Genomic DNA, 25,966 nt, shown 5'->3' on the forward strand with positions numbered 1-25,966 from the left:
AAGAGGAATAGAAAATGGATACGCAGGAAACGACACAACAAAGATTTAAGGAATTATTGCAGGACATTTACTTGATTGGTCAAAAAGCTGAACATGTAGAAACGAATGAGTTGATTCTGGAAATTAAAAGGAAGCTTTCAGTAGTTCTAGAAAAGAAACATTAATAATAGTTGTTGCTAGGGGTTGCAAAAATGAAAAGGCTCTTAGATTTAATTAGTTCTATTTTACTTCTTATTATGTTGTCACCAATCATCCTGTTTACCGCTATGTTTGTAAAAGTGAAGCTAGGTGCACCGGTGCTGTTTAAGCAGAAAAGACCGGGATTATATGGGAAGCCCTTTTACCTATATAAATTCAGGACTATGACAGATGGTCGAGATCGGAACGGAAATCTACTATCAGATAAGCTTCGTCTAACACCGGCTGGACAATTTTTAAGGAAATACAGCCTTGATGAATTGCCACAGCTGATTAACGTGTTAAAAGGTGAGCTTAGTCTAGTTGGTCCCAGACCACTGTTAATGGAATATCTTCCACTTTACACAAAGGAACAGGCAAAACGCCATCTTGTTAAGCCAGGTATTACCGGGCTATCCCAAATCAGCGGACGAAATACTTTATCCTGGGAAGAGAAGTTCAAGTTAGATGTTTGGTATGTCCAGAATCAATCATTTCTTCTCGATTTGAAAATATTATGGCGAACAGTATATAAGGTCATCCAGACAGAAGGGGTCACACAGCCTGGCAATGTGACGATGGAACCGTTCAAAGGCTCAAAATCTATCGTAAAAGAGGGGCACGGATGAAAATTGCCATTATAGGTCAGGGAGGACATAGTAAAGTCGTTCGAGACATCATTAGGGCAATGGGAGAAGCGGAAATTGTCGGCTGCTTGGATGATAAATTTAATACGGAATTTTATCATGAACAAATATTTTATGGACCAGTAGTTTCTGCAAGAAGGATCGCTGAAGATTTTCCTGGAGTTAGATTTTTTGTAGCAGTTGGTAATAACCGAGTTAGAAAGCAGATTGTAGAGCGACTAGGTATTTCCAATGAGTTCTATGCAACCTTGATTCACCCGACTGCTCAAATAAGCTCAGAGTCTTTAATAGGTCCAGGAAGTGTCGTGATGCCATGTGCTGTGATAAATACAGACGTCCATATTGGAGCTCACGCAATTATTAATACATGTGCAGTTGTCGAGCATGATAGCTTGGTTGAAAATTTTGCTCATGTCTCTCCAAATGCAACTTTGACTGGAAACGTAACTGTGAGAGAAGGAGCGCAAGTTGGAGCAAGTGCGACCATCATCCCGGGAATGGAAATTGGCGAATGGGCAATGGTTGGGGCAGGTGCTACAGTGATTCATCCTATTCCACCAAACAGTACCGCTGTTGGAGTTCCTGCTGTTGTGAAAATGAAAGAAGTAACTGGGGGTGTATAAATGATTAATACAACCGTTCAAAAAAGGATTTTCCTCTCCTCACCGCATATGAGTGGAAATGAACAGAAATATATTAATGAAGCTTTTGAAACAAATTGGATTGCCCCTCTTGGTCCCAATGTGGATGCATTTGAAAAGGAAATAGCCGCCTATACAGGAGTCAATGAAGCTGCAGCCGTCAGTTCTGGAACGGCAGCGATTCATCTGGCTCTTTCTTTATTAGGAGTAGAAAAAGGAGATACAGTATTTTGTTCCACCTTAACCTTTATCGCAAGTGCAAATCCCATTTTATATCTAGGTGCTGTACCGGTGTTTATCGACTCTGAACCAGAAACATGGAATATGTCCCCGCAAGCGCTTGAAAAGGCATTTAGGAAGGCCGCTTCAAATGGAAAACTTCCTAAAGCTGTTATTGTTGTTAATTTATATGGGCAAAGTGCAAAGATGGATGAGTTGACAGCATTATGCGATCAGTATGAAGTACCAATGATAGAAGATGCCGCAGAATCCCTTGGTTCTTCTTATAAAGGGAAACCAAGTGGTTCGTTCGGCAGTTTCGGAATTTTTTCTTTTAACGGCAATAAAATCATTACCACTTCAGGTGGCGGAATGCTAGTGTCGAACGATGCATCGGCAATCCATAAAGCCCGATTCCTAGCGACACAGGCGAGAGACCCAGCACCGCATTATCAGCATAGCAAAGTCGGCTATAACTACCGATTGAGTAATGTTTTAGCCGGAATTGGAAGAGCGCAGTTGGAGGTTTTAGAGGATAGAGTCGAAGCAAGAAGGTCTATTTTTGTAAGGTATCAGCAAGAACTTTCTGGATTACCAGGCATTCAATTTATGCCGGAATTAAAGGGAACTTATTCAAATCGCTGGCTGACAGCAATGATGATTGATGAAAAAGAAGCGGGTATTTCAGTAAACCAACTAATAGATTTTTTAGCTGCAGAAAACATTGAAGCAAGACCAGTCTGGAAGCCACTTCATATGCAGCCATTATTCAAGGCTGTTAAGTATTATTCGCATTACGAAAAGGAAAGTGTTTCAGAGGGATTATTCGCCAATGGAATTTGCTTGCCTTCCGGTTCAAATATGGAGGAAATTGACCAAATTAGAGTAATCAATTGTATTAAAAATTTTTCAAAGGTAAAAGTGGTTGAAAGCAAAATATTCTAATATCCAAAGGATAATGAGGTAACCTAAATGATTGGAAAAAATTTAGCTGAACTTAGAAGGAGAAAGGGGTTGAGCCTTTCTGAACTATCTGATCGATCCGGGATTTCCAAGTCGTATTTAAGCAATATAGAGCGGGATGTACATAAAAATCCCTCCATTCAGATCCTCGAGAAGATATCGGATGTATTAGATGTTGACCTTAAAGCATTGTTGATAAATGGTCATAGTACAGAAAAGGGACTCCAGGACAAAGAACTTTACGAATTTGTAGAAGAGCTGAAAAAGACAGGGATTAAAAAGGATAATATTCAAGAGTATAAGCAGCTAATTGAGTTTATTAAATGGCAGAATAAAAATGTAGGAGTCAAAAAGTAAAATGGCCAAAAAACAAGAAATTCCTAAAATCATCCATTACTGTTGGTTTGGAAAAGGAGAAAAGCCCGAAATCGTTCATAGATGTATGAATAGCTGGAAACAACATTTGCATGATTATCAATTTGTTGAATGGAATGAAGACACTTTTGATAATAATGCGAACGATTATGTGAAAGAAGCGTACCAAGCTGGGAAATACGCTTTTGTTAGCGATTATGCAAGAGTTTATGGGTTATATCGATATGGCGGAATTTACCTGGATACAGACGTGGAAGTCTTTAAAAGCTTTAATGATTTACTGCATCATGAGTCGTTTTGGGGTTTTGAACAAGAAAATTATATCGCCACTAGCACGATTGGAGCAGCAAAAGGAAATCCACTCGTAGAGATTTTCTTAGATTCATATAGAGGCAAAAATTTTATTAAAAAAGATGGTAGCTATGATGATCTTACGAATGTAGCAATTGTAACGGATATTTTAATGAAGCAAGGATTGGTTATGAATGGAGAGTATCAAGAGTTCGCTGGCTTAGCGGCTTTTTACCCTCAAACCTATTTCTCTCCGTACGACTATATTAATTGTAGAAATTTTATTTCTGAAAACACTTATGCCATGCATCATTTTTATAAGAGTTGGTTATCTCCGAAAATTAGATTGAAGAGTAACTTGAAATCCATAGCTGCAAAGCTAATTGGAGGAGAGAATGTCGCAAAACTAAGAAAAGTTGTATCAAGGAATTAGGTGAAAAAATTTGCGCTGTCACGAAAAAGAGACTAAATTACCTAAGGTTACAGTAATTATACCAGTCTATAATTCTGCAGAATTTATATCTGATTGTTTAGAAAGTGTGTTACAACAATCCTATAAAAACCTTGAAATAATAATTATTAATGATGGATCAACAGATAATAGCGAAAAGATAATTGAAAATTATTTGAAAGATAAAAGAATAAAGTACTTATCGCAATCTAATAGGGGTCCTGCTGAAGCCAGGAATGCTGGTATTAAGTTTGCTAGTGGTGAATATTTAGTATTTATTGATGCAGACGATACAATTGAACAACATTATATTGAATCCCTTTTAGTGAAAATTTATATTTCAAAATCTGATTTAGTTTGTAGTGGGTATATTGATTTATCAGAATATGGAATAAAAAAACATATAGACTTTGAAATTGGTGAACAAACATCTGTTCATGATTTTGCGGAAATGGTGTGCCAGGGAACAGGTGGAGTACTTTGGAGTAAAATTTTTAAGAAAGAAATCATCATAAAACACAATCTTCAGTTAGATAAAGATTTATATATGTCAGAGGATTTAGTGTTCGTACTTAGATACGCTTCGCATTGTGAATCCTTTAGTATGATTAATGAATTTCTTTATAAATATAATAGACTTAACCAGAATAGTATTAGTTCAAATGTATCTATTCATTATCTAGAAAATTACATAAACGTTTGTTCTAGAATAGAAAAAATACTAACAGAAATTAAATTAAGTGATGAAAAAATAACTGGGATAATTAACAAGCGAATGCAAGAAACATTATTACAACTTGTAATTGGAGAAAGTATAAATTTAGATAAAACAGGATTGGATATACCCGTACAAAACATAAAAAGAATTTATAACAATCAAGTAATACAAATGCACATAGAGAGTTTTAGAACCCAAAAGATCATTTATAAGCCATTAATTATGTTAATAAAAAGACAAAACTTTAAATTAGGTATATTTTATAGTTTTAGTTTGAATAAAATTATTAAATTTAAAAAAAATCTTTTAAATGGGTGGATATCTTATGAAACGAAAACTACTCTTCGTAATTGATTCATTAAACATAGGTGGAGCAGAAAAGAGTCTCGTTTCGCTGTTGAATTTATTAGATTATAAAAAATTCGATGTTGATTTGTTAATGTTTAGTAACGGTGGGGACCTAGTCCCCTATTTGCCACAGCAAGTGAATATTTTACCTGTACCGAATTATTTTTGTTATGTTACAAAAGGAAGGAATTATAAAAATGAAAAAATAAAATTACTCTATCCAAAAATAAAAACTTCGTTTTTATTAAGAATAAATAGTTGTAAGAAAATACCTTTACATACAGAACAGGTGGTCTTTAAAAGTATATATAACATTATTTCTCCTCTTACTAATATTTATGATGTCGCAATTGCATACAGTCAAGGAATGCCTACCTACTTTGTTGCAAATAAGGTAACAGCCTATAAGAAAATCGCATGGATAAATACAGATTATGAAAAGACTCAATATAATAAAGATTTAGATTATGAATCATACAAAAAAATCGATTCAATTGTTGCTGTTTCTCAAAATACCAAGGACTCAATTACTAATGTTAAATCTGAATACTTAAATAAGATTCAAATTATTTTAGATGTGGTAAATCCTAAAATGATAGAAAGAATGGCCGAAGAAATTCAAGTAAATGAATTTAGTGAAGGTCAAATAAACATTTTAACTGTTGGTAGGCTAGTACCAGTAAAATCTTATGATTTAGCAATTGAAGTTGCCAAGCTATTAAAAAATAGTAATTATAAATTTAAATGGTTTATTATCGGGGAAGGGCCAGAGAGAAAAACTTTGGAAAAGTTAATATCTTCGTATGACTTGAACGAACATATAGTTTTACTTGGGAAAAAGCTTAATCCGTATCCCTATATGAAAAATTGTGACATATACGTTCAGACATCTATTAAAGAAGGTTTTGGATTGACTGTATGTGAAGCAAAGATTTTAAAGAAACCTATAGTATGTACAAATTTCCCTACAGCAAATGAAATTATTAGTCATAATAAAGATGGATTAATAGTGCAACACGATGCTGAGTCTATTTATAATGGAATAAAAAAATTCATAGATGATTTCAATTACAAACAAAAGGTGTTAAGTAGACTCAAATTAGAACTTCCGTACAATTCGGTGGACCAAATTAAAAACTTTCATAATATAGTTGAATTATAAGGATGGAACTAGATATGAAAAAAATTTTTGTTGAAATTTATCTGCAGTTTAACCTTGGTGATGATTTATTCTTAGATACAATTGCAAAACAGTTTCCTGAATGCGATTTTACTATTAATTATTTGGGATCGCATTATGATAAATTTCTTAAGAATTATCCGAATGTAAAAAAGAGAAAATATAATATTATTAATAAACTTGGGCAGAGATTAAAATTAACAGATTCGATAACAAACTATAATGAAGTAGCGAAAGAACATGATGCCTTATTATTTATTGGGGGCTCCATATTTAGAGAGGAAGAGTATCATAAACCTTTGTATAACGATAGGCTGAAATTGATTATGGAATTCAAGAAAAGTAATAAACCAGTTTATATACTGGGTGCGAATTTTGGACCGGTAAAAACTGAGGCCTTTATTAATGACTACAGAAACCTATTTCAGCTTTGTACAGACGTATGCTTTAGGGATTTATATTCTTATGAATTATTTAAGGATCTCAAACAGGTTCGATATGCACCTGATATAATCTTTCAAGTGGATTTAACAAAATATAAGGACAAAACAGTGGAAAACCATGTTGGATTTTCAATAATAGATGTTAGACATAAACATGGTTTATCTAATTACTATGAGGAGTATATAAATAGTACAGTAAAGTCTATAACACTTTTAGTTAATAAAGGTTATAATTGTTCATTGATGTCATTCTGTGAAAAAGAGGGAGATCTTGATATTATATATACTATTTTGGATAGATTACATCCTAATATTTCAAGATGCGTAACTATATACAACTATGACGGGAATTTAAAAGAAGCTATTAACTTAATAGCTTCTTTTAATTTGTTTATAGCTGCAAGATTTCACGCAAATATACTCTCACTATTATTAGGGATCAAATTATTGCCGATAATTTACAGTTCAAAGACTAGTAATATGTTAAGAGATATTAATTTCAATAATTGTAATGTCAAAATGGATAATCTGGAACTTCAATACGATGAAAGTGTTCTTAGTAATTTAGATCAAAAAGTGATAAACATTGGTGACATTATTAAAAATGCAGAGAAACAATTTACTAGATTGAAAGAATTTACCAAAAATGAAACCGGATATAGAGGGATAGTATGAAAAAAAAGATACTATTTATGGTAATAAACATGAATGTAGGCGGAACAGAAAAAGCTTTATTAAATATGATTGATGTAATGCCAGAGGAGCAGTACGATATTACAATTTTGATGCTGGAACCCTATGGAGGGTTTTTAAATTCTATTCCTAATCGGGTTAAAGTAGAATATGTAAATGGTTATTCAAAAATGAAAGATATTCTTAATAACCCCCCAAAAACAGTGGTTATGAATTTTCTTAAGCAATGGAAACTATTTCAAGCATTCTATTATCTTATTTTATTTCTAGTTACCTCAATCAGTAAGGAGAGGAGTTTGCTTTTTGCTTCGTTATTACGGCATTACCCTATTAATCAAAATGAATACGATGTTGCAGTAGCTTATGCAGGCCCAATGGACTTCATAAGCTTTTTTATTTTAAGAAAAGTTAACGCTAAAAAAAGGATACAATGGGTTCATTTTGATATTACAAAAATTGGTTTTAATATGGATTTTGCATCAAAAATATATACTGAATTCGATAATATTTACTCGGTTTCCAAAGAGGCAAACTCTAAATTAGTTAATAAAATACCGTTTTTGGAAGAAAAAACTGAAGTATTTCATAATTTGGTTTCATCACACAAAGTGCAGGAGCAAGCTAAAGATGGAATAGGTTTTACAGACGATTTTAATGGGATAAGAATATTATCAGTGGGGCGGCTTTCACCAGAAAAAGGTCACGATTTAGCCATAAAAGCAATGTCAAAATTAATCTCTGAAGGTTATAACGTTAGATGGTACTGCATCGGTGAAGGGGGGGCGGAATTTGAATTAAATAGATTAATCGATGAATTGAATATTAAACAACATTTTAAATTATTAGGCGCATACTCAAATCCGTATACATATATGTCTCAATGTGATATATATGTTCAGCCTTCTAGATATGAAGGCTATTGTATTACATTATTAGAAGCAAAGAGTTTATTTAAACCTATAGTTGCTACTAATGTGAATGGTGTAAAGGAACAAATTAAAAATGGAGAAACTGGATTAATTGTTGATATAAATGAACACTCATTGTTTGAAGCTATTAAAACTATAATTGATGACCAAACATTACAAAAGACCTTTGTGGATAATTTACAACGAGAAATTAAGGGGAATATTTTAGGTAGAGAAAAAATATTAGAGATTATTTAAGACCATGACAAAATATATGCTGGAAGGTTATGAATGTGATAAATCAACTTAAAGCTGGAGCACTACTTTCTTATGTCGTATTGCTTACTAATAGTGTAATATCCATACTATATACCCCTATAATGTTAAATCTGCTGGGGCAGTCTGAATATGGTTTATATAGCTTAGCTAATTCCGCGACAGGCTATATTGGAGTTTTGAATTTCGGATTAGGTAATGCAGTTATTAGATATACAGCCAAGTATAAAGCGTTAAATGATGAAGAAAGTTGTTCGAAAATTTATGGAATGTTTTTTATAATGTATGCCGTTCTAGGTGTAATAGCGATACTGGCGGGATCAATACTTACTTTTAATTCTGGTAGTATCTTTACAAATTCCCTATCGGGTTATGAACTAAATAAACTAAAAATATTAATGTTGATAGTTACTTTAAATTTATCTTTAGGTATAGGTTTAGGATTATTTAGTGTAATTGTATTAGCACATGAAAAATTTATTTTTCAAAAATTAATTGTAATATTAGGGTCGATTATTAGTCCTCTAATAATGTTGCCCTTGTTATTAATGGGTTACGGCACTATAGCAATGGTGATACTAACCACAATAATAAATCTTGTTACCATTCTTTTTAATGCGTTGTATTGCTTTAGAATCCTAAAGATAAAGATAAAGTTTAAAAAGATTGAGGGTCCATTATTAAAAGAAGTTATCGTTTTTTCATCCTATATTTTTGTAAACCTAATTATTAGCAAGCTCTATGATACAACGGATCAAGTTATTTTGGGGATATACAGTGGGACAGTGGCTATTTCAATTTATGCCATCGGAACGATGTTTACAGGCTATTTTTCAGGATTTGCTTCGGCAATATCTAATGTTTTTTTAAGTAAAGTTACTAGAATGACAACGAAAGAGGCTTCGGTTGAAGAACTTTCGAATTTGTTTATTCGCGTTGGCAGAGTTCAATACATTATTCTCTCTCTTGCATTAACTGGATTCATTATTTTTGGGAAGGAATTTATAAATTTATGGATTGGAACGGAATATGAGCATTCTTATTTTATAGCCCTAATAATCCTCGTTCCAATGATTGTTACCTTAATTCAAGGGATGGGTGGTGTTATTTTACAAGCAAAAAATATGCAAAGATTTAAGACATTCATAAATGCAACTGTTGCCGTTGGAAATGTATTTTTGAGTATTCTCTTTGTCCAGTGGTGGGGGGCTCTTGGTGCAGCAATTGGAACCGCTATTGCATTTTTTATAGGAAACATTTTAATAATCAATATCTATTATTGGAAAGTAATCCAGATTGATATCCCTAGATTTTGGAAGAATATCATTTTAATGAGTTTCCCTTTTGCCATAAGCCTATTATTTGGATTAACAGTGAATGAGTTTGTTTTAGCAAATTCATGGTTACTATTCTTTATCAAAATAGCTTTGTTTACATTAGGGTTCCTGCTGTTAATGTGGAGTACTGCGATGAATAGGTATGAAAAAAATCTATTTATTTTACCGATAAATCATTACTTGAAAAAACGGCTCCAAGGAACAAGTATATAGTTGGGTATAAATTATCTGTATGAGGAGAAGAGCAATTGATATCAAAGTTAAAGGTGTTATTTTCATTTTTATCTGGAACACTGTTGGCTAGGTCCTTTTTAACTCCTAGGATTCTAGGTTCTATTTTTATAGACTATCTGGAATGAGAACAAAAACGAGTAATATAAGGGCTCGATGTACATTTCGTGGTAAAAGTATAGTAATAGAAAAGGGGGCCTTTCTTAATCACAACGTTTTTATAGACAGCTGGGAATCAGTAATAATCAAAGAGAATGCTGCAATTGCTTTTGATGTATTAATATGCACACCAAGTCATAAAATTGGTGAACCAAGAAACAGAGCAGGAGTATCAGACAGAAAGCCAGTTATAATTGGGAAAAGGTGCTGGATTGGTGCCAGATCTACTATACTACCTGGAGTTATCCTCGGTGATGGTTGTGTAATAGCAGCAGGTTCGGTGGTTAATAAAGATTGTAAACCAAATACTCTTTACGCAGGAGTTCCGGCAAAAGAAGTGAAATCTTTATTTGTTGGTTCCAAAGATATTGAGTTAGTTAATTTTTCGTAGAAATGGAGCAATCAGTTATGAGAATTGCTTTTTTATCGGACATACATGGAAATGCCAAAGCACTAGATGCTGTTTTAGAAGATATCAAACATAGAAAAGTTGATAGAGTAGTAATATTGGGTGATTTATGTTACAGAGGGCCTGAACCTAAACGTGCCTTGGAGTTAGTTAAAGAGCTTAATACTGAAGTAATTAAAGGAAATGCAGATGAATGGATTGTCAAAGGGGTTCAACATGGTGAAGTGCCTGAACATGTATTATAAATAATGAATAAAGAACGTGAATGGACATTAGCGAAGTTGGATGATGAAAGTATTAATTATCTTAAAAATTTACCTCAGTAACTAAATATTGAGATTGAAGGTCTCAAAATCCATGCTTATCATGCTACACCGCATAGTTTGTTTGAAGTAGTATCACCCAATGAAACAGAATACAATATTTTAAAGAATATGATGATTGAAGAAGCAGAAATCTATGTATATGCTCATATCCATAAATCTTATATAAGATTTATAGATGGTAAATGCATAATTAATACAGGGAGTGTCGGACTTCCTTTTGACCGTAGTAATAAAGCTGCTTATGTAATAGTTGAAATCGACGATTACAATAATGTTCAAACCTCGATAATTAGAGTTAATTATGACATGGAGAAGGTAATAAAACAATTTCAATTATCCGATTATCCCAATAAGGAGTTAATGATTAATCTATTACGAAATGCAAAGGTTTAACAAATTGATTATGAGTTTAATATTGTTAAAGGCTCTAGATGGTTGTCTTTCTTTATAATACAAAGGTAGGATATATTATGCTGCTTAAAAGAGGATTTCTTATATTTCTTACACTAAGCTACATGAGTTTTGTGTGGATCCAATCAAGTCTCTTCAATCCAGAAAGTTTATCTCCCATATCAAGCACTTTCAACAAGACTGTATATTTACTAATAGGAGCAAGCCTGGAATTTGCCCACCTATTTCAGTTTGGGCTCTTATACTTGTTTATCATACTAGTCTTTCTAAGCTTTGGAACACTAAGGAGATGGCAAGAAGTCATCGCCGCAATCATAGCGCTATCTTACGGCATAGTCGATGAAATACATCAGCTATATGTACCTTTTCGGTCATTTTCAGTTATTGATCTTTTGAAGGATAGCATCGGTGTGTTTGCCTTCTGGTGGGTAATAAACCGCAGCTATTTCTATAAAAAGAATTCACGAGTAGGACAATGGTTAAGAAGTGTGAATAAAGTGTCGCGATAAAATATTTGTCGAATAAATATTCTTTAAAAAGAACGGTGGGTACTTTATAATTCAAAGGGAATAGTAGTTTGAATTGTGCATTGAATGCACTATTATTTTGGTTTTGTTGTTCTATATAATGAACGAGAGAGGGATAATAGATGAAAGAGAAAAATGTTAATAGACGTCCAACCGTGTTAAGCCATCAGCCTATTCAGTTTGAAACTTCACAAAGTTGGAACAAAGGCCATGGACCGGTATCAGGTGATCCCGGAAAAAGTGATGGAGATAAATACCCTCATGAACCTTATCCAGATAAGAAGGATCATAAAAATAAACCATAATAAACTAATAACGTCTAAATAAAAATCACTTATTTTGGAGTCTGTAATGAAAAAATATTTATCACTATCGATAGCTGAACATGTAATTGAGATTTGTTGCCGGTCTGAAAGGATTCTTAGTTATGTTGAAAAGTTTTTTTTATCTGAATATCAGCAGAATGTTGATAAGATTATAAGAGTAGATATTTTAGATAATTGGGATTCTCCTTTTACCAGCTACCACGTATCAATAAAAAAACAAGAAGACAAAATCACCTTCCAAAGATCAGACTACCTAATAGAATCCACCCCGGACTACACATCAGCCACAATTCAAGTTCACGACGAACTGGCCTTAAAGCATGCACTAATGAATCTCTACAGTTCCTACATCGTCCACCACAACTGGGGTTTATTGATTCATTCATCCTGCGCAATCGAGAATGGCAGAGCTCATATCTTTGCAGGCCAATCAGGTGCAGGCAAATCCACTGCTGCAAAGCTGTCCCAACCGCGTGAATTACTATCAGATGAAGCAACAATAGTAAAAATCACGCAAGATGAAGTGACAGTGTTCGATTCACCTTTCCGTAGTGAGCTACAATACACAGCTTATCAACAACCTTGTCCCTTAGCAGGCATCCATCTTCTGTATCAGGCAGACCGAAATAGACGAGAAAAGCTGCGCAAACCAGAAGCCCTATTATCACTGATGGATAAAGTTTTTTACTGGCACCATGACTCGACAGAAACCCAGCGAATCATGGGGTTATTGCGGACGCTGGTGGAAAAGGTCCCGGCGTATGAACTGCATTTCCGTAAAGATCCTACATTTTGGGAGCTGATTTCATAATGGTCCATTTTATTCAAAAAAGTAGCTTTGAGGCGACCCATATAGAGGATGAGTGGATCATTCTGGATACTGATCAATTTACGGTCACGAGACTGAATGATCTTGGCGGCTTTTGTTGGCTGAAGCTTCGTGAAGCTCAAACTGTGGATTCTCTCAGCGAGGCGATTGATCAGGAATATGGTTCCACTTGTGAAAAAACATCTATTGATAAGTTTTTATCCGATTTAATGAAGTGTGGGCTGATTGACCATGCTATTTGACGAGGCAACGATCCGTTTTTTGAAAAGTGCAGTTGAAAAGGATGGGTTTCTTGAGCTGCCGGCACAAGGGAATAGCATGTTTCCTTTAATCCAGAGAGGGGATGTCTGTAGGTTCGTTCTATCCAGTCCTGACTCTTTGGAAAAAGGAGACATTGTTTTATTCCATACCGAGCACGGCCAGCTGATTGCCCACCGATTTTTACATAGGCAAATGATTGATGGCAGCCTCCACTATATTTTAAAAGGGGATTCCAATCTAGGCTGCGACGTTCCCGTTAAGGAAGGGAAGCTGATTGGAAAGCTTTCTTCTATTAAAAAGAAAGACCGTGAATTATCTATTGAGCGCTCCACAGCGAAACTCTGGGGAAAGCTCATCCTGTCTTTGCCATTCCTGTCGGGGATGCTGAGAAAGTATTTGAACTTGAAAAATCATAATTTATGGAGCACCCTATGGCGAAAATTTACCAGCTATTAACCACAGCTAACCAGTATTTTTCAATGAAGGATATCCGCAAGACCTTTTCAATGCTGAAACCATTTTTTCTAAAGCATTGGAAGGCGTATTCGGTACTCCTTTTTTTATTAGGGTTCGATATCTTTTTTACGCTGGCTTTTGCCTGGTTTTTCGGGAATATTACCGATGCGGCGATACGCGGGGATTTCGCTGAACTGAAAAAGCTGATTCCGATTGGGATTGGGCTTACCATCCTGAATATCATTTCAAACTTCTGTGATATATATTTTGAAACGATTGCCTCCAACGGTCTGAAAAAGGATTTGAAGGAGCATTTATTCAAGCATATACTCCGCCTGAGAGCAGGCGATGCCTCTAACATTCGTTCTGGCGACCTTCTTTCGTATTTTACCAACGATATTCATAGTATCGATGGAGTTACGGGAAGCAGTTTGATTAGTTTAATCCGACTGCCAGTCACCTATATTGCGGTCCTCATCTATCTATTTCAAATTAATTGGGTTTTATGTATGATCAGCGTTCTGATTGCACCAATTGCGATTATGGCTGGCGCTGGTTTTGGTTTGCTTCTGAAGCGCAATGGTCGGAAGCTTCACCGTTTAATTGCCGATATTAACAACACGTTGAATGAGACGTTCCAGGGTTTTCAAGTCATCCGCTCCTTCACACTCGAAAAGAAGATTTTTGAAAAATTCTCGGGACAAAATGATGACTATTTTAAATTAGAGCTTGAAAATGCCAAGCTTCAGGGCTGGTATTATTCAGGAGGATATCTAATCAGTTCTGTCGTTTTTCTGACCTGCCTTTCACTTGGTGCGTATTTTGTCTATGAAAAAGAAATGACAATCGGTTCTTTGCTGATTTTTACAAATTTAGTAGGTTACCTTGTCAACCCTTTGACTGGTCTCGCGGGGCAGTGGGCCGGCTTTCAAAGGTCGATAACGGCGATTGAGAGAATGATTAATTTGTTCGAAAAGCCTTTAGTCTCAACTGAACTGTCAACCTTCTCGCCTGTAAAATCGAACGTAAAATCAATCGAATTTAATAATGTAACCTTTAGTTACGATGAAAACAAAACGATTTTTTCTAACTTAAATTTGCCAATACCTCCTGGCAAAATGATTGCTTTAGTTGGACCAAGCGGAGCAGGAAAAACGACGTTGTTCAACCTGCTGCAAGGTTTCTATCAGCCGCAGTCGGGAGAGATTTTAATAGATGGATTGTCATCAGGTGAAATGACGCTATCAGAATTAAGAAGCGCGATTGCCCATGTTCCTCAGGAAACATTCTTGTTTGCAGGAAGCATCCGAGACAATCTGTTAATGGCCCGGCCAGGGATTACAGAGCTTGAAATGATCGAAGCGGCAAAGCAGGCGTGCATTCATGATTTTATTATCGGGCTGCCTGAAGGATATGATTCTGAGATTGGCGAACGAGGGATTAAATTATCTGGCGGGCAGAAGCAGCGAATCGCGATTGCCAGGGCTATTTTAAAGGATGCGCCGATCCTTTTGCTGGACGAAGCGACTTCTGCATTGGATAGCAGTACGGAATCCATGGTGAAACAAGCGCTCGAGCATTTGATGAAAGGCAAAACGACCATCGTAATTGCCCACAGGTTATCCACAATTCAGAATGCTGACGTAATTGTCGTTCTGGATGAAGGGGAAATTGTTCAGACAGGTACCCATGAACAACTGATTGCAGAGGATGGCTTATACAGGAATTTGAATACCATCAAGCCAAAAAAAGCAGAACATTTATATGTTGTATCAAAGTGATTGGAGTTTTGAGGAATGCCAAATCAATTGCTGGAAGCACTGTACTTGAAAGAAACGGCTTTGCCTATTGATGAATACTATTATAAAAAACTCATAGATAATAAGGATTTCGTTTCCATTGCACCTCAGATCTACCATTTGTTAAAAGAACAAGGAATGCTCGGTGAAGTAACAGACGATTTCTATCTATATTTGAAAAAGCACTACCTTCAAACGCTGCAGCTTAACTTATTTGTAAAACACCAGATGACTCAGATTCTTCATTCATTTGAAGAGTATGGTTTAGAAGTCATTCCGCTTAAAGGAGTTTGTCTTGCTGAATCGTATTTTGGAAATATTGGTGCCCGTAGGACTTCGGATATCGATCTGCTGATCAAGTACCGTGATCTTGAGCAGGCTATAGATATGATCAAGCAGCTTGGTTTCACAACAGAAGAGGAGAAAATCCCAGGCCATTTTCATTGCAGCTACAGTAAGAAGCTGCCTGGATCGGAAATTCCTTTGGTTGTTGAACTGCATTGGGATTTGCTGAAGGAGTCAACTGCCAATTTTAATATTAAGGATTTTTGGAGCGAAGCCAAACCCTATGGGAAAACGAGTTTCATCAAAGAGTTGAGCAGTTTTCATGTGTTTTACATGATTGTCCTTCACGGCTGGCGGCACAACCTCGACTCCTATAAATACTATTTGGATATTATCCATTTAATTCATTTTTTTAAAGATGAACTAGATTTTGCTAAATTAATGGAAACAGCTAAGGCTCATAAAACTCAAAGAAGAATAATCCGAACACTTACAGCAGTCTATCAGGAGTTCCCGTTTTTGGATAAAATAAAGCCTTTTCCATTTAAAGCGAATAAGCAATATTTATATTTAAGCGAAAAGAAGGATGGGAATTCTTTTTACAAAAAATACGCCGATTATATCGACTACCAATATTTTAGCTACGATTTATCTGGTCATATTGTTAAGGAAATCCTGTCAACCATCCTTCCAGCAAAGAAATAGTATGACCAGACCAGGGGAAAGGGAAAGTAATATTAAAAGGAAGGTGATCCATTTGGTCCTGTTATTCTATTATTTATCCCTCCTCAATCTTGCCGATGCATTCCTGACCGTGGTCGGAATCGAAAACTCGCTCATAACAGAGGCAAATCCGCTGATGGAGAGATTATATTCTCTGGACCTGAGCCATTTTATAGTGATTAAGCTTAGTCTATCTCTTGCTTTATTGATGTTTATCTTTTATAAAAAAGTGCCGGAATCTTTGATAGTAAAGACTCTCACGCTGTTTGCTTCCATATGTTATACCTTAGTATTTGGTCTCCATGGCTTCTGGCTGATTCAGTTAATCTGAACAGCCGGGGGCTAAATTCTTCTCCTCTAATATTCTCCTCGAAAAGTTCACTTTTTTTACCTATTTCCATAATAAATATCCCATTTAACAGGATTATAATTTCCTAATCTTTTATTTCCCCCTCGAAGTGAAACTATTCTCTCTAAATCCTTTAGTTATCCAAAGTAATAGCCACCTGTATTAGCAAAGAAATATTAGGCATGAATAAAAAAATCATTTGTTCTCATTAAAGAACATGTTAAAATTATATATAGAACAATTAAGGTTGTGCTGAATTATTCTAAAAGGTAGGGGAGAGCGTTTGAAAAGATTATTATTAAATTTTTCTAAAGCAAATGATTTATTAGAAGGTAATGTCTCGATTTATTTAGATTTAATAAGGGGAATATCTGCAGTTCTCGTGGTAATGGAACACTTAAGCTCAAGGTTATTTGTAGGGTATGGTAATGTTGAACACCAAAACATATTTGTGATAGTCTTGTATCTATTAAATATTTTAGGTGGACCTTCTGTAATAATATTCTTTGTTCTGAGTGGATTGTTTATTTCCAGATCAGTCTTAAAAGCTATTAAAGAAAATAAGTGGTCATGGAAGTCATATCTGGTTAACCGGTTATCAAGATTATATGTTGTACTAATACCTGCCTTGATCCTTACATTTGTTTTAGATAGTATTTCAGTAAATTACTTCGGATACAAAGGATATAATTCTGGTTCGGAAAACCTATTGAACTTTATAGGAAATGTATTTTACCTACAAAATATTTTCGTTGGCGTTTACGGGTCTAATGCACCGTTATGGAGTCTTAATTATGAGTTTTGGTATTATATGTTATTTCCTGCCTTGTTTCTATTTTTATTCACAAAACGTAATTTGAAGATAAAAATTATTTATTTCTTAAGCATTGTACTGTTTATATCGATAATGAACTCTCGTATGGATTCATATTTTGCTGTGTGGTTAGTAGGTACTTGTGTGCTTCTTGTACCTAGAAAAAGTTACTTAATAAATAGATTTACACCCTTTTTAGCAATTGGCATGCTATTGATTATTATTCCTATTCGCCCTCTTATTATGACAGGAAGGTTATTTACGAATCAATGGACAGAAGATTTGTTAGTAGTAGATTTATTGATAGGATTAGCTTTTGGTTTCTTTATTTATACTATGCTGCATATTGTTTCAGACAAGATTAAGCATGTAGATTATAAACGGTTGGGGAAGGTTGCGAAACTGCTTGCAGGATTTTCTTTTAGTCTCTATTTGATACATTATCCAATCATCAACACAGTTTATTATTGGAGTGCACATAAGGGTTTCACTGGTTTACAACCAAGTTTCACCTCTGTTTTAATTGAAATACTTCTGGTTATTTTAATTTGTTTTATTGCTTATTTGTTTTCCAAGATTACAGAGGGACAAACTCATAAAGTTCGAAGTCTTTTCTTAGGTAGAAAAAGGGCTTTTATTATTCCTAGAAGTGAAAAAGTGGTCAGTAAGGAAATTATTTAAATTTATTTGAAATTATTTTAAGCATATTATAAAACAGTTCATTAATAACCGATCTGTAGGTGATTTTAGCTGTAAGCCTACAACAACGAAGAGCAACAATAGATTAAAAATTAACGGACGTATATTCGGGGCAGAGATATTGCCCCGAAACATATCGAGAAATATATTGCCATTATTTTCTTATTCAGTTACAATATGAAAGTACTTAATCAAAGGAGGCAGTCGAGATGATTGACATTATTGTAAAAGCTCAAACAATTTCATATGTTTCACCTTCGGCCTGCCTGTATTGTGTGTAGTTAAGCTTATTATGTAAAATAGCTGCGTCAACCACAGACTGCATGTCTGTGGTTTTTTTGTGCCTAAAAATCGAATGTATGTTCTAGGATGAAGGGAATGATTAAATAGATGATTACGGTTGAAAATTTGAAAAAGGAATACAAGTTAGTTAAACGGGATCCTGGACTTAAAGGAGCGATCAAGTCGCTTTTTAACAGGAAGTATGAAACGAAGCATGCGGTGAAGGGGATTAATTTCTCCATCGAGCAGGGTGAGACGGTTGGCTATATTGGTGCGAATGGTGCTGGGAAGTCAACAACAATCAAAATGCTTACGGGAATTCTGACACCGACATCAGGCAAGGTGACGGTGAATGGTCTTGTTCCCTACGAAAACCGTCAGAAAAACGCAATAAACATTGGAGCGGTCTTTGGACAGCGGACGCAGCTGTTCTGGGATATTCCGGTCCGAGAATCTTACAATCTACTGAAGCATATTTACGAGATTCCGGAACATGAGTATCAGGAAACGATTGGGATGTTCACAGAGGTATTGAACCTTGAGCCGTTGCTCGGCATCCCAGTAAGACAGCTTTCTCTTGGGCAAAAAATGCGCTGTGAACTGGCTGCGGCTTTTCTTCACAGGCCGTCCGTTGTCTATCTGGATGAGCCGACAATTGGGCTTGATATTGCGGTAAAAGTGAAAATCCGTAAGTTTATTAAAGAAATGAATCAGCGCTGGGGCACAACAGTGCTGTTGACTACACATGACATGCAGGACATTGAGGAAATCTGCGACAGGATCATCATCATTGACGGCGGCACTATTTTGTATGATGGCGGACTGGATGAGATTAAAAAGCAGTTCGGGCAAAAGCGGGTCATTCATTTTGAACTGGCTTATGCAGAAAAATTTGTACTGCCAGCAACACTCGAAGGAGTGGCTTCCATTTTACCGACTGAAGAAGAAACGAAGGTCAGCCTTTCATTCGACCATGAAACGGTGAAAAGCTCGTTTGTCATTTCCGAAATGATGAGTGTATATGAAATTGGTGATTTGAATATTGCCGATCCTAAGATTGAGACGATTGTTGAGGAACTTTACAACAAGCAGGAACAGGGGGGAAAGCATGAGGAAGTATTGGCAAATAGCTAAGGGAAGAATGCAGGAGAGTACTGCCTATTCGGCCTGGTACTGGGCCGGTACGCTGTCATCTGTGATGCGGCTGCTGATCATTTACTTCTTTTGGCAGGCGGTTTACGCGAACCAGTCCACGATTGAAAACATAAATTTAGAAACGATGGTGACATATATCGTCATTGCGATGCTGCTGCAAGGATTTGTCGGCGGTGTTGGAAATGAACTTGCAGAAAATATTAAGGACGGCCAGGTTGCCATTGAATTGATGCGTCCTTACGATATGATTTTTAAGATGTTTGCGGTCGATGTAGGCAGTAAAATTATGTACTTAATTCAGGGAACGATCCCGATGATTTTGATTGCCTATTTCTTTATGGATCTATCGTTCCCTAAATCGCCGGAGACAATCATTTTATTTGTGCTCAGTGCGCTTGCTGGTATTTGGATTGGGACATTTTTTGATTTCCTTGTTGGGGTGCTTGCGTTCTGGACGGTCAATGTGTGGGGAGTTCGTGTGCTGAAGGAATCGTTGATCACGTTTTTCTCAGGGGCACTCGTGCCAATCACATTATTCCCGGACTGGCTGCGTACGATAACTGAATTTCTACCGTTCCAGGCGATGGTGTATCTGCCTGTTTCGATATATACAGGGATGATCACAGGAACTGATGCTTATATTGCACTGGGAATCCAATGTTTCTGGCTAGTTTCGTTATACGTTTTAGTAAGAGTAATCTGGTCACAGGCAATTAAGCAGATTACGATTTTTGGAGGTTAGGAGGGATTTTATGCGTCGTTATACGAGATTATATTGGGAATTTGCGAAGAGCCATATGAAGGTGATGATGGAGTACCGGATCGACTTTTTGATTGGTGTCGCCTCCGTCATGCTCGAGCAGTTCGCTTCTATCTTTTTTGTAAAAGTAGTCTTTGACCACATTGAGCAGATCAATGGATGGAACTTTTACGAAATTCTGTTCATCTACGGAATCGCGGCAACCGGGCGTTCGATTCACCAGATTTTCTTCGATAATTTATGGACTCTGGGCTGGCAGTATATCCGGCCAGGGAAGCTCGACCGCCTGCTGATTAGGCCGGTGAATCCATTATTCCATGTTGTGGCAGACCGCCTGCACCAGGATGGATTCGGCCAGCTGATTATCGGGTTGATCATTCTGGGCACAGCCATACCACAGCTTGACCTAGTTTGGGGAGCTGCAGAAATTGTGATGCTCGTTGTGATGATCATTTCATCAGGTCTGATATTTGTAGCAATCAACTTGTTCTTCGCTACATTCAGCTTTTGGATGATCGACAGCCTGCCAATTGTTTGGGCAGTGTTCAACATGAGTGACTTTGCGAGATACCCGCTGACAATCTATCACAAAGGTATCCGTATGTTCCTTACATGGATCATCCCATACGGATTTACCGCATTTTATCCAGCAGCCTATTTCATCGATAAATCAGGCTACAAAGAATTCGCCCTATGGACACCAGTCGCAGCCATCGTCTGCTGCGTCATCGCCTACGCCTTCTGGAACAAAGGCCTAAAAGCCTTCGCCAGCACAGGCAGCTAGAAAAGGGAGTGCTTTAGCACACCACCGCGCCGGGGGTCAGACCCCCACTCCTTTACGGTGTTAAAGCTGACCCTTTGTTTGTCGGGTTCTAGATATAAATACGGCTTATATCGGATTGATGTTGGATTTTCTAATAGATATGATGTAGATATATTCTGAGTTTGATAGGGGTGTTCTGGATGTTGGAAAGTAAATCGGTTAGGGAAGTGTGGCAGGCGATTGAACGGGTTATGAAAGATAATCCGGAGCCAATTCGCAGATTAAATGTAATTTATCAGTATGAAATCACTGGTGAGGACAGTGGCACTTTTCAGCTGATAATTGAGGATGGCTCTACAAGGGTAGTAGAAGGATCAACGGAATCTGCAGATTGCACCCTAAGACTCTCAGATAAAAACTTCAAGAAGATGATTATGGGCAAGCTGAACGGAACCGCAGCCTTCATGACAGGGAAGCTGAGGGTCCAGGGAAGCATGGGACTTGCGTTGAAGCTTGATGGTGTTCTTAATGAATATAATATGAGTGAAACGGTATAAAAACAATGGATCAGGCCATTAAGGACCTGGTACATTGTTTTATTTTGTATGGCATAAAAAATTTCTATGAATCTATAAAGAACTTCTATTGAAAAAACTTTTCATTTTATGACAAATAGTAACAAAATATGACACACCCTGATATAATAAGGCTTAGAAAAAAATGTTACTATTTTACTTAAGGAGATTATGAATGAAGCAATTCAAAAGAAATACAGCCTTGATTTATGAGGAAGTAAAAGCTGTTAAGTTTTTTTTATGGACTTTTTATATAATTTTATTACCTTATGACTTGGCCTACTATTATATCTTTCCACATTTTAATCATGAGACAACCGGATTGCCTTCAGGCGGAATGGGATTTTTCTTTCACTTTCTTCTTTTTTCTCTACTACCGGTGGCCATTTATATGGTTAACAAAGGAATGCCCGAAAAAATAAAATACATGTATTTCTTTTCTTTCGTTCTCTTGGATATTATAAACAATATTATGATTTACTGGGGTACTAATAAGGAATTTAACAGTGGTCATATATTAGAAGTTTATTTTATATTATTCTCACCAATTTTTGTGAATAAGCGTTTCTTTTGGGTTATTACCCTTGGATTTTTCTTTAAGTACTTAATCACCGGCCTAATTTTCCAATCGGCTAAAGTACTTTTTGCCTTAGGATTAATATTTTTTATTGCAGTGATTGCTTGGATTTTGTTAACTCGTTTTCAATCCTATGTAAATGCCATCAATGAGATTAATGAGGATATGAGGCAAAAAGATAAACTAGCTATTATTGGGCAAATGGCAACTGCTATTGCACATGAGATAAAAAATCCGTTATCTTCTTTGAAAGGTTTCACTCAGTTGCAGCAGGAGAAAGATAAAGGCGATGATCAATATTATCCAATCATGCTTAATGAAATCGACAGGATTAATGCAATCGTTACAGACCTTTTAATCCTGGGAAAGCCCAATACAGCATTAAAGAGCCCAAGTAATTTGTTGGACATTATTCAATATGTTATAAAAATAATGGAGCCTCACGCTCAAAGAAAAGATATAAATATCCAACTTGATGTAAGTGATGCTTGCGTTCTTTTGTGTGATCAAAATCAATTGAAGCAGGTTTTTATTAATCTCATTAAGAATGCTATCGAAGCGATGCCCGGGGCAGGGACAGTAATCATACGTTCTGAAACCAAAATCGGTTTTGTTGAGGTTTCAATAATAGATGAGGGATGTGGAATCGAGACGGACAAGCTAGCTAAGCTCGGAGAACCTTTCTATACAACCAAGCAAAATGGCACTGGGCTAGGTTTGATGGTTACTAAAAAAATTATTGAAGAGCATAATGGAGTTTTCAATATAGAAAGTGAGCTTGGGAAAGGGACTGTTATTACTATATCTCTACCTTTATCAGTATAGAGGGAAAATGTGTACTAAATAATAATGAAATATTTATTACCAAATAAACCAAAAGGACTATTCTTTGAATAGTCCTTTTGGTTTATAATTAAGAAAAATGTCGATAAATGACGAAATAAACTAGTTAAAAAGGATTATTTTATTTTAATTTAAATTAAAACTATTAAACCAATTTTCTTTTGGGCGATATGAAGGTAAACGGCTGCTATGTAATCGAAAGAAATCGAGGTATTGAAATGCAAACTCTTATCCAAGATCAATCTTTAAACCACGAGGAAAAAAGAGCTGTAAAATGGCTGTTAACATTATTTTATGTTTTACTTTTTTCTTTCGATGTTTTTTATTACTATATTTTTCCCACCTATGTCACGCAACAATCTGTTGCATCACCAGGGCAACATAGATACTACTACTATTTTTTAATTTTACTCTTATTCCCAATAGTTATGATGCTCGTTAAAAAAGGTTATCTCTTTTTCGTAAAGTACTTTTTCTTCATCAGTTATTCAATTTTAACTATTTTAAATGATTCCTTTACTTATTATGGAACTAGTCTTGAATATAAAAACGGTAATATTGTAGAAGTTTTCCTAATACTTTTTGCTCCAATCTTTGTTAATTCATTTTTCTTCTGGACTGTGTCAATAGGAACGATTATTAAATATTCATTTATTGGTTTTTTATTACAAACTACAGAAGTATTGTTTCCTATTGCTGTAATAGCAATTTTATCAATCTTAGGTTTTTTTATATTGAAAAGATTTCAAGGATATGTAGAAGCCATTAAAACATCCTATGATAAACAACTTTCAGGAATTGTAAAAGGAGTTATTGCAACTATTGAATTGAAGGATCCATATACGAAAGGCCATAGTGAAAGGGTAGCATTTTACGCTAACTCATTGGCAGCATCCACGGGTAAGTTTACTACTGAAGAACTTAGATCTTTTACATACGCCTGTTTATTACATGATATCGGGAAAGTCAGTATACCAGATTCCATATTAATGAAACCTGGTAAATTATCAAAGGAAGAATACGAAATTATTAAAACCCACCCTGAGGTAGGAGCAGAAGCAATTATTAAAGTTAATGGGCTTGGAGAAAGTATAGATGTAATTAAGTCGCATCATGAAAGATGGGATGGAAAAGGGTACCCAGAGCAACTAAAGGAAATGGAAATACCTTATTTAGCACGTATTGTTTCAATTGCAGATGCATTTGATGCCATGACATCCTCTCGATCCTATCGCTCGGCGATGCCGGTTGAAGAGGCATATAAACGAATTTTAGAAGGACAAGGTACGCAATTTGACCCGGAACTAGTTGGGGAATTCAAGAAAGTATTCCCTGAATGGATTACTTATCATGTGAGATATGAATGGTCTAAGGATTCTCCTGTTCAAAACAAAATTTGTTGAGAGGAGGTGACATCATGAAAATTCGCAGGTTAAGAAAAGTCAAAACAACTTGCTGGTGGTGTGCATTTTTACCATATTAATTTTGGGAGGGATGCCGAAAATGAAGCATCCCTTTAATTTATCTCATAAATAGGGTGATAGTTTGGTTCTTTCATATAAAACTAGAGTTGTCCTATGGCCAGTAGCGGTTCATAAAGGTAAACTTAACTTCATTGTTGAAGATTCAGAAACAGGCGAATTCTACGAAATGCCCAAACCCTGCATAGATGCAATTGAGCTGATCAATCAATCCATCTCTCTTGAAACGATTGAGAATCACCTTAAGGCTACATACCCAGAGGAAGAAATCGACATCCTCGACTTCGTTAATCAGCTTCTAGAACTTGATTTGGTTAGTGAGATTGATGGGGTTGAAATCACTAGAAATATTGAGCCAAAGTATGATACTGGTTATACTTGGATTCCTTCAGGTGTCGGCAGATTTTTCTTTAATAAAATTAGTGTGAAACTCTATTTGGGTTTGCTTATGGCTAGTGTTGGTTTGTTAATCATAAATCCAAATTTATTCCCACAATACAAAGATCTATTTGTCTTCGACCTCATGATTGAAAACGTTGCAGCGTGGCTGATCGTTACATTCCTTCTTGTTTTGCTTCATGAATTCGGGCATGTTCTGGCGGTCAGGTCGGAGGGTTTGCCTGCGAGGATTGAATTGGGGCATCGGCTGTTCTTTGTTGTCCTTGAAACGGACATGTCGCAGGTGTGGAAACTGCCTGCGGAAAAGCGAAACAAGCTGTACCTTGCTGGTATGTATTTTGATATGGTCGTATTGTTCATAGCTATAACAGCGCAGTTTTTCACAAGTGAAGAATCAATCCTGACAGGGCTGTTAAAATTAGTAGTATTGGATACTTTCATCCGCCTGGTGTACCAGGCAGCGGTGTTTATGAAAACGGATTTATATTATGTTTTTGAAAACTGGACCGGCTGTTATAACTTGATGGAAAATGGACGGAACTTTCTGAGGAAATGGCTGCCATTCCTTAAAGTCAGCCATACAGAAACCTTTGCAGGAGAAGAAAAGGTTGTTCGCGGCTATGCTATTTTCTATCTGACCGGCGTCCTCCTAACTATAGCTATTGCTGCTAAATACTACGTCCCGCAAATGATATTTGCGATGAAGGAATTTATGTTGCCTGGTCTAACAGAACCGATCAATAGCCTGAGTTTTTGGGATTCGGTTGTCTTTTTGCTGCAAATTGTCCTGGTTGCTGGCTTGCTGATTTACTCATGGTCAAAAAAATATCGTTAAGCAGTTAAAAAGACAGCCGGAGGGC

At 36.0% G+C, this 25,966-nt stretch carries 28 protein-coding genes and 1 pseudogene; all 29 read left to right on the forward strand.

All coding sequences use genetic code 11. The features are described 5' to 3' along the window. The first annotated feature begins 14 nt into the window (after window positions 1-14). The 29 genes and pseudogenes from V7654_RS06840 to V7654_RS06980 all read left to right on the forward strand — a co-directional run bounded on the left by V7654_RS06840 (window position 15) and on the right by V7654_RS06980 (window position 25,941). Window positions 15-164, forward strand: a complete 150-nt coding sequence (locus V7654_RS06840) for a hypothetical protein (RefSeq protein ID WP_335429454.1) — start codon at window positions 15-17, stop codon at window positions 162-164. A 27-nt stretch (window positions 165-191) separates the two neighbouring features. Next, window positions 192-806 (forward strand): sugar transferase, encoded by a 615-nt coding sequence (locus V7654_RS06845; protein WP_335429456.1) that lies wholly within the window; start codon window positions 192-194, stop codon window positions 804-806. Further along, on the forward strand, window positions 803-1,447 hold the full coding sequence (locus V7654_RS06850) for an acetyltransferase (RefSeq protein ID WP_335429457.1): 645 nt from the start codon (window positions 803-805) through the stop codon (window positions 1,445-1,447). Before V7654_RS06845 ends, V7654_RS06850 begins: the two co-directional genes overlap by 4 nt. Beyond that, on the forward strand, window positions 1,448-2,629 hold the full coding sequence (locus tag V7654_RS06855) for an aminotransferase class I/II-fold pyridoxal phosphate-dependent enzyme (RefSeq protein WP_335429458.1): 1,182 nt from the start codon (window positions 1,448-1,450) through the stop codon (window positions 2,627-2,629). Between the two features lie 27 nt (window positions 2,630-2,656). Continuing rightward, window positions 2,657-3,004 (forward strand): helix-turn-helix domain-containing protein, encoded by a 348-nt coding sequence (locus V7654_RS06860; protein ID WP_335429459.1) that lies wholly within the window; start codon window positions 2,657-2,659, stop codon window positions 3,002-3,004. 1 nt (window position 3,005) lies between these two features. Beyond that, window positions 3,006-3,746: a glycosyltransferase family 32 protein gene (locus V7654_RS06865; RefSeq protein WP_335429460.1), complete on the forward strand. Its 741-nt coding sequence runs from the start codon at window positions 3,006-3,008 to the stop codon at window positions 3,744-3,746. A 10-nt stretch (window positions 3,747-3,756) separates the two neighbouring features. Continuing rightward, window positions 3,757-4,836 (forward strand): glycosyltransferase family 2 protein, encoded by a 1,080-nt coding sequence (locus V7654_RS06870; protein ID WP_335429461.1) that lies wholly within the window; start codon window positions 3,757-3,759, stop codon window positions 4,834-4,836. Beyond that, window positions 4,808-5,992: a glycosyltransferase gene (locus V7654_RS06875; protein WP_335429462.1), complete on the forward strand. Its 1,185-nt coding sequence runs from the start codon at window positions 4,808-4,810 to the stop codon at window positions 5,990-5,992. The genes V7654_RS06870 and V7654_RS06875 overlap by 29 nt, the downstream gene beginning before the upstream one ends. 14 nt (window positions 5,993-6,006) lie before the next feature. Then, complete coding sequence (locus tag V7654_RS06880) at window positions 6,007-7,128, forward strand: polysaccharide pyruvyl transferase family protein (RefSeq protein WP_335429463.1); 1,122 nt, start codon at window positions 6,007-6,009, stop codon at window positions 7,126-7,128. Next, window positions 7,125-8,312: a glycosyltransferase gene (locus tag V7654_RS06885; RefSeq protein ID WP_335429466.1), complete on the forward strand. Its 1,188-nt coding sequence runs from the start codon at window positions 7,125-7,127 to the stop codon at window positions 8,310-8,312. Before V7654_RS06880 ends, V7654_RS06885 begins: the two co-directional genes overlap by 4 nt. Before the next feature lie 35 nt (window positions 8,313-8,347). Next, window positions 8,348-9,880 carry an oligosaccharide flippase family protein gene (locus V7654_RS06890; RefSeq protein WP_335429468.1) on the forward strand — a complete coding sequence of 511 codons (1,533 nt, stop codon included), beginning with the start codon at window positions 8,348-8,350 and terminating at the stop codon, window positions 9,878-9,880. 142 nt (window positions 9,881-10,022) lie between these two features. Next, window positions 10,023-10,448 carry an acyltransferase gene (locus V7654_RS06895; RefSeq protein WP_335429469.1) on the forward strand — a complete coding sequence of 142 codons (426 nt, stop codon included), beginning with the start codon at window positions 10,023-10,025 and terminating at the stop codon, window positions 10,446-10,448. Window positions 10,449-10,465: 17 nt separating this feature from the next. Beyond that, window positions 10,466-11,185 (forward strand): annotated as a pseudogene (locus V7654_RS06900) (metallophosphoesterase family protein). A gap of 77 nt (window positions 11,186-11,262) precedes the next feature. Then, window positions 11,263-11,712: a VanZ family protein gene (locus V7654_RS06905; RefSeq protein ID WP_335429470.1), complete on the forward strand. Its 450-nt coding sequence runs from the start codon at window positions 11,263-11,265 to the stop codon at window positions 11,710-11,712. 140 nt (window positions 11,713-11,852) lie between these two features. Beyond that, a complete protein-coding gene (locus V7654_RS06910; protein WP_335429472.1) occupies window positions 11,853-12,035 on the forward strand; it encodes a hypothetical protein in 183 nt (60 codons plus the stop codon). Between the two features lie 46 nt (window positions 12,036-12,081). Continuing rightward, window positions 12,082-12,867, forward strand: coding sequence for a hypothetical protein (locus tag V7654_RS06915; protein ID WP_335429473.1), 786 nt, complete (start codon window positions 12,082-12,084; stop codon window positions 12,865-12,867). Continuing rightward, a complete protein-coding gene (locus V7654_RS06920) occupies window positions 12,867-13,127 on the forward strand; it encodes a PqqD family protein (protein WP_335429474.1) in 261 nt (86 codons plus the stop codon). Before V7654_RS06915 ends, V7654_RS06920 begins: the two co-directional genes overlap by 1 nt. After that, a complete protein-coding gene (locus tag V7654_RS06925; RefSeq protein WP_335429475.1) occupies window positions 13,117-13,602 on the forward strand; it encodes a signal peptidase I in 486 nt (161 codons plus the stop codon). The genes V7654_RS06920 and V7654_RS06925 overlap by 11 nt, the downstream gene beginning before the upstream one ends. Next, window positions 13,566-15,383: an ABC transporter ATP-binding protein gene (locus V7654_RS06930; protein WP_335429477.1), complete on the forward strand. Its 1,818-nt coding sequence runs from the start codon at window positions 13,566-13,568 to the stop codon at window positions 15,381-15,383. The genes V7654_RS06925 and V7654_RS06930 overlap by 37 nt, the downstream gene beginning before the upstream one ends. Window positions 15,384-15,398: 15 nt before the next feature. Then, window positions 15,399-16,391 carry a nucleotidyltransferase family protein gene (locus V7654_RS06935; RefSeq protein WP_335429478.1) on the forward strand — a complete coding sequence of 331 codons (993 nt, stop codon included), beginning with the start codon at window positions 15,399-15,401 and terminating at the stop codon, window positions 16,389-16,391. Between the two features lie 52 nt (window positions 16,392-16,443). Then, window positions 16,444-16,740 (forward strand): DUF5658 family protein, encoded by a 297-nt coding sequence (locus tag V7654_RS06940; RefSeq protein ID WP_335429480.1) that lies wholly within the window; start codon window positions 16,444-16,446, stop codon window positions 16,738-16,740. 301 nt (window positions 16,741-17,041) lie between these two features. Further along, the gene (locus V7654_RS06945; RefSeq protein WP_335429481.1) at window positions 17,042-18,253 is read left to right on the forward strand and encodes an acyltransferase family protein; all 1,212 of its coding nucleotides are present in this window, start codon (window positions 17,042-17,044) and stop codon (window positions 18,251-18,253) included. Between the two features lie 408 nt (window positions 18,254-18,661). Then, window positions 18,662-19,687: an ABC transporter ATP-binding protein gene (locus tag V7654_RS06950; protein ID WP_335429482.1), complete on the forward strand. Its 1,026-nt coding sequence runs from the start codon at window positions 18,662-18,664 to the stop codon at window positions 19,685-19,687. Further along, on the forward strand, window positions 19,662-20,450 hold the full coding sequence (locus tag V7654_RS06955; RefSeq protein ID WP_335429484.1) for an ABC transporter permease: 789 nt from the start codon (window positions 19,662-19,664) through the stop codon (window positions 20,448-20,450). Before V7654_RS06950 ends, V7654_RS06955 begins: the two co-directional genes overlap by 26 nt. A 10-nt stretch (window positions 20,451-20,460) precedes the next feature. After that, window positions 20,461-21,252: an ABC transporter permease gene (locus tag V7654_RS06960; RefSeq protein ID WP_335429486.1), complete on the forward strand. Its 792-nt coding sequence runs from the start codon at window positions 20,461-20,463 to the stop codon at window positions 21,250-21,252. Between the two features lie 179 nt (window positions 21,253-21,431). Continuing rightward, window positions 21,432-21,788 (forward strand): SCP2 sterol-binding domain-containing protein, encoded by a 357-nt coding sequence (locus V7654_RS06965; RefSeq protein ID WP_335429488.1) that lies wholly within the window; start codon window positions 21,432-21,434, stop codon window positions 21,786-21,788. Between the two features lie 193 nt (window positions 21,789-21,981). Beyond that, on the forward strand, window positions 21,982-23,208 hold the full coding sequence (locus V7654_RS06970) for an ATP-binding protein (RefSeq protein ID WP_335429490.1): 1,227 nt from the start codon (window positions 21,982-21,984) through the stop codon (window positions 23,206-23,208). Window positions 23,209-23,444: 236 nt separating this feature from the next. Continuing rightward, entirely contained in the window at window positions 23,445-24,629 is a 1,185-nt protein-coding gene (locus V7654_RS06975; protein ID WP_335429492.1) for an HD-GYP domain-containing protein, read from the forward strand. Between the two features lie 142 nt (window positions 24,630-24,771). Continuing rightward, window positions 24,772-25,941: a hypothetical protein gene (locus tag V7654_RS06980; protein WP_335429493.1), complete on the forward strand. Its 1,170-nt coding sequence runs from the start codon at window positions 24,772-24,774 to the stop codon at window positions 25,939-25,941. The last annotated feature ends 25 nt before the right edge of the window (window positions 25,942-25,966 follow it).

Origin of the sequence: Bacillus sp. JJ1609 (assembly GCF_036967045.1) — a bacterium.
GTDB lineage: Bacteria > Bacillota > Bacilli > Bacillales > Cytobacillaceae > Mesobacillus.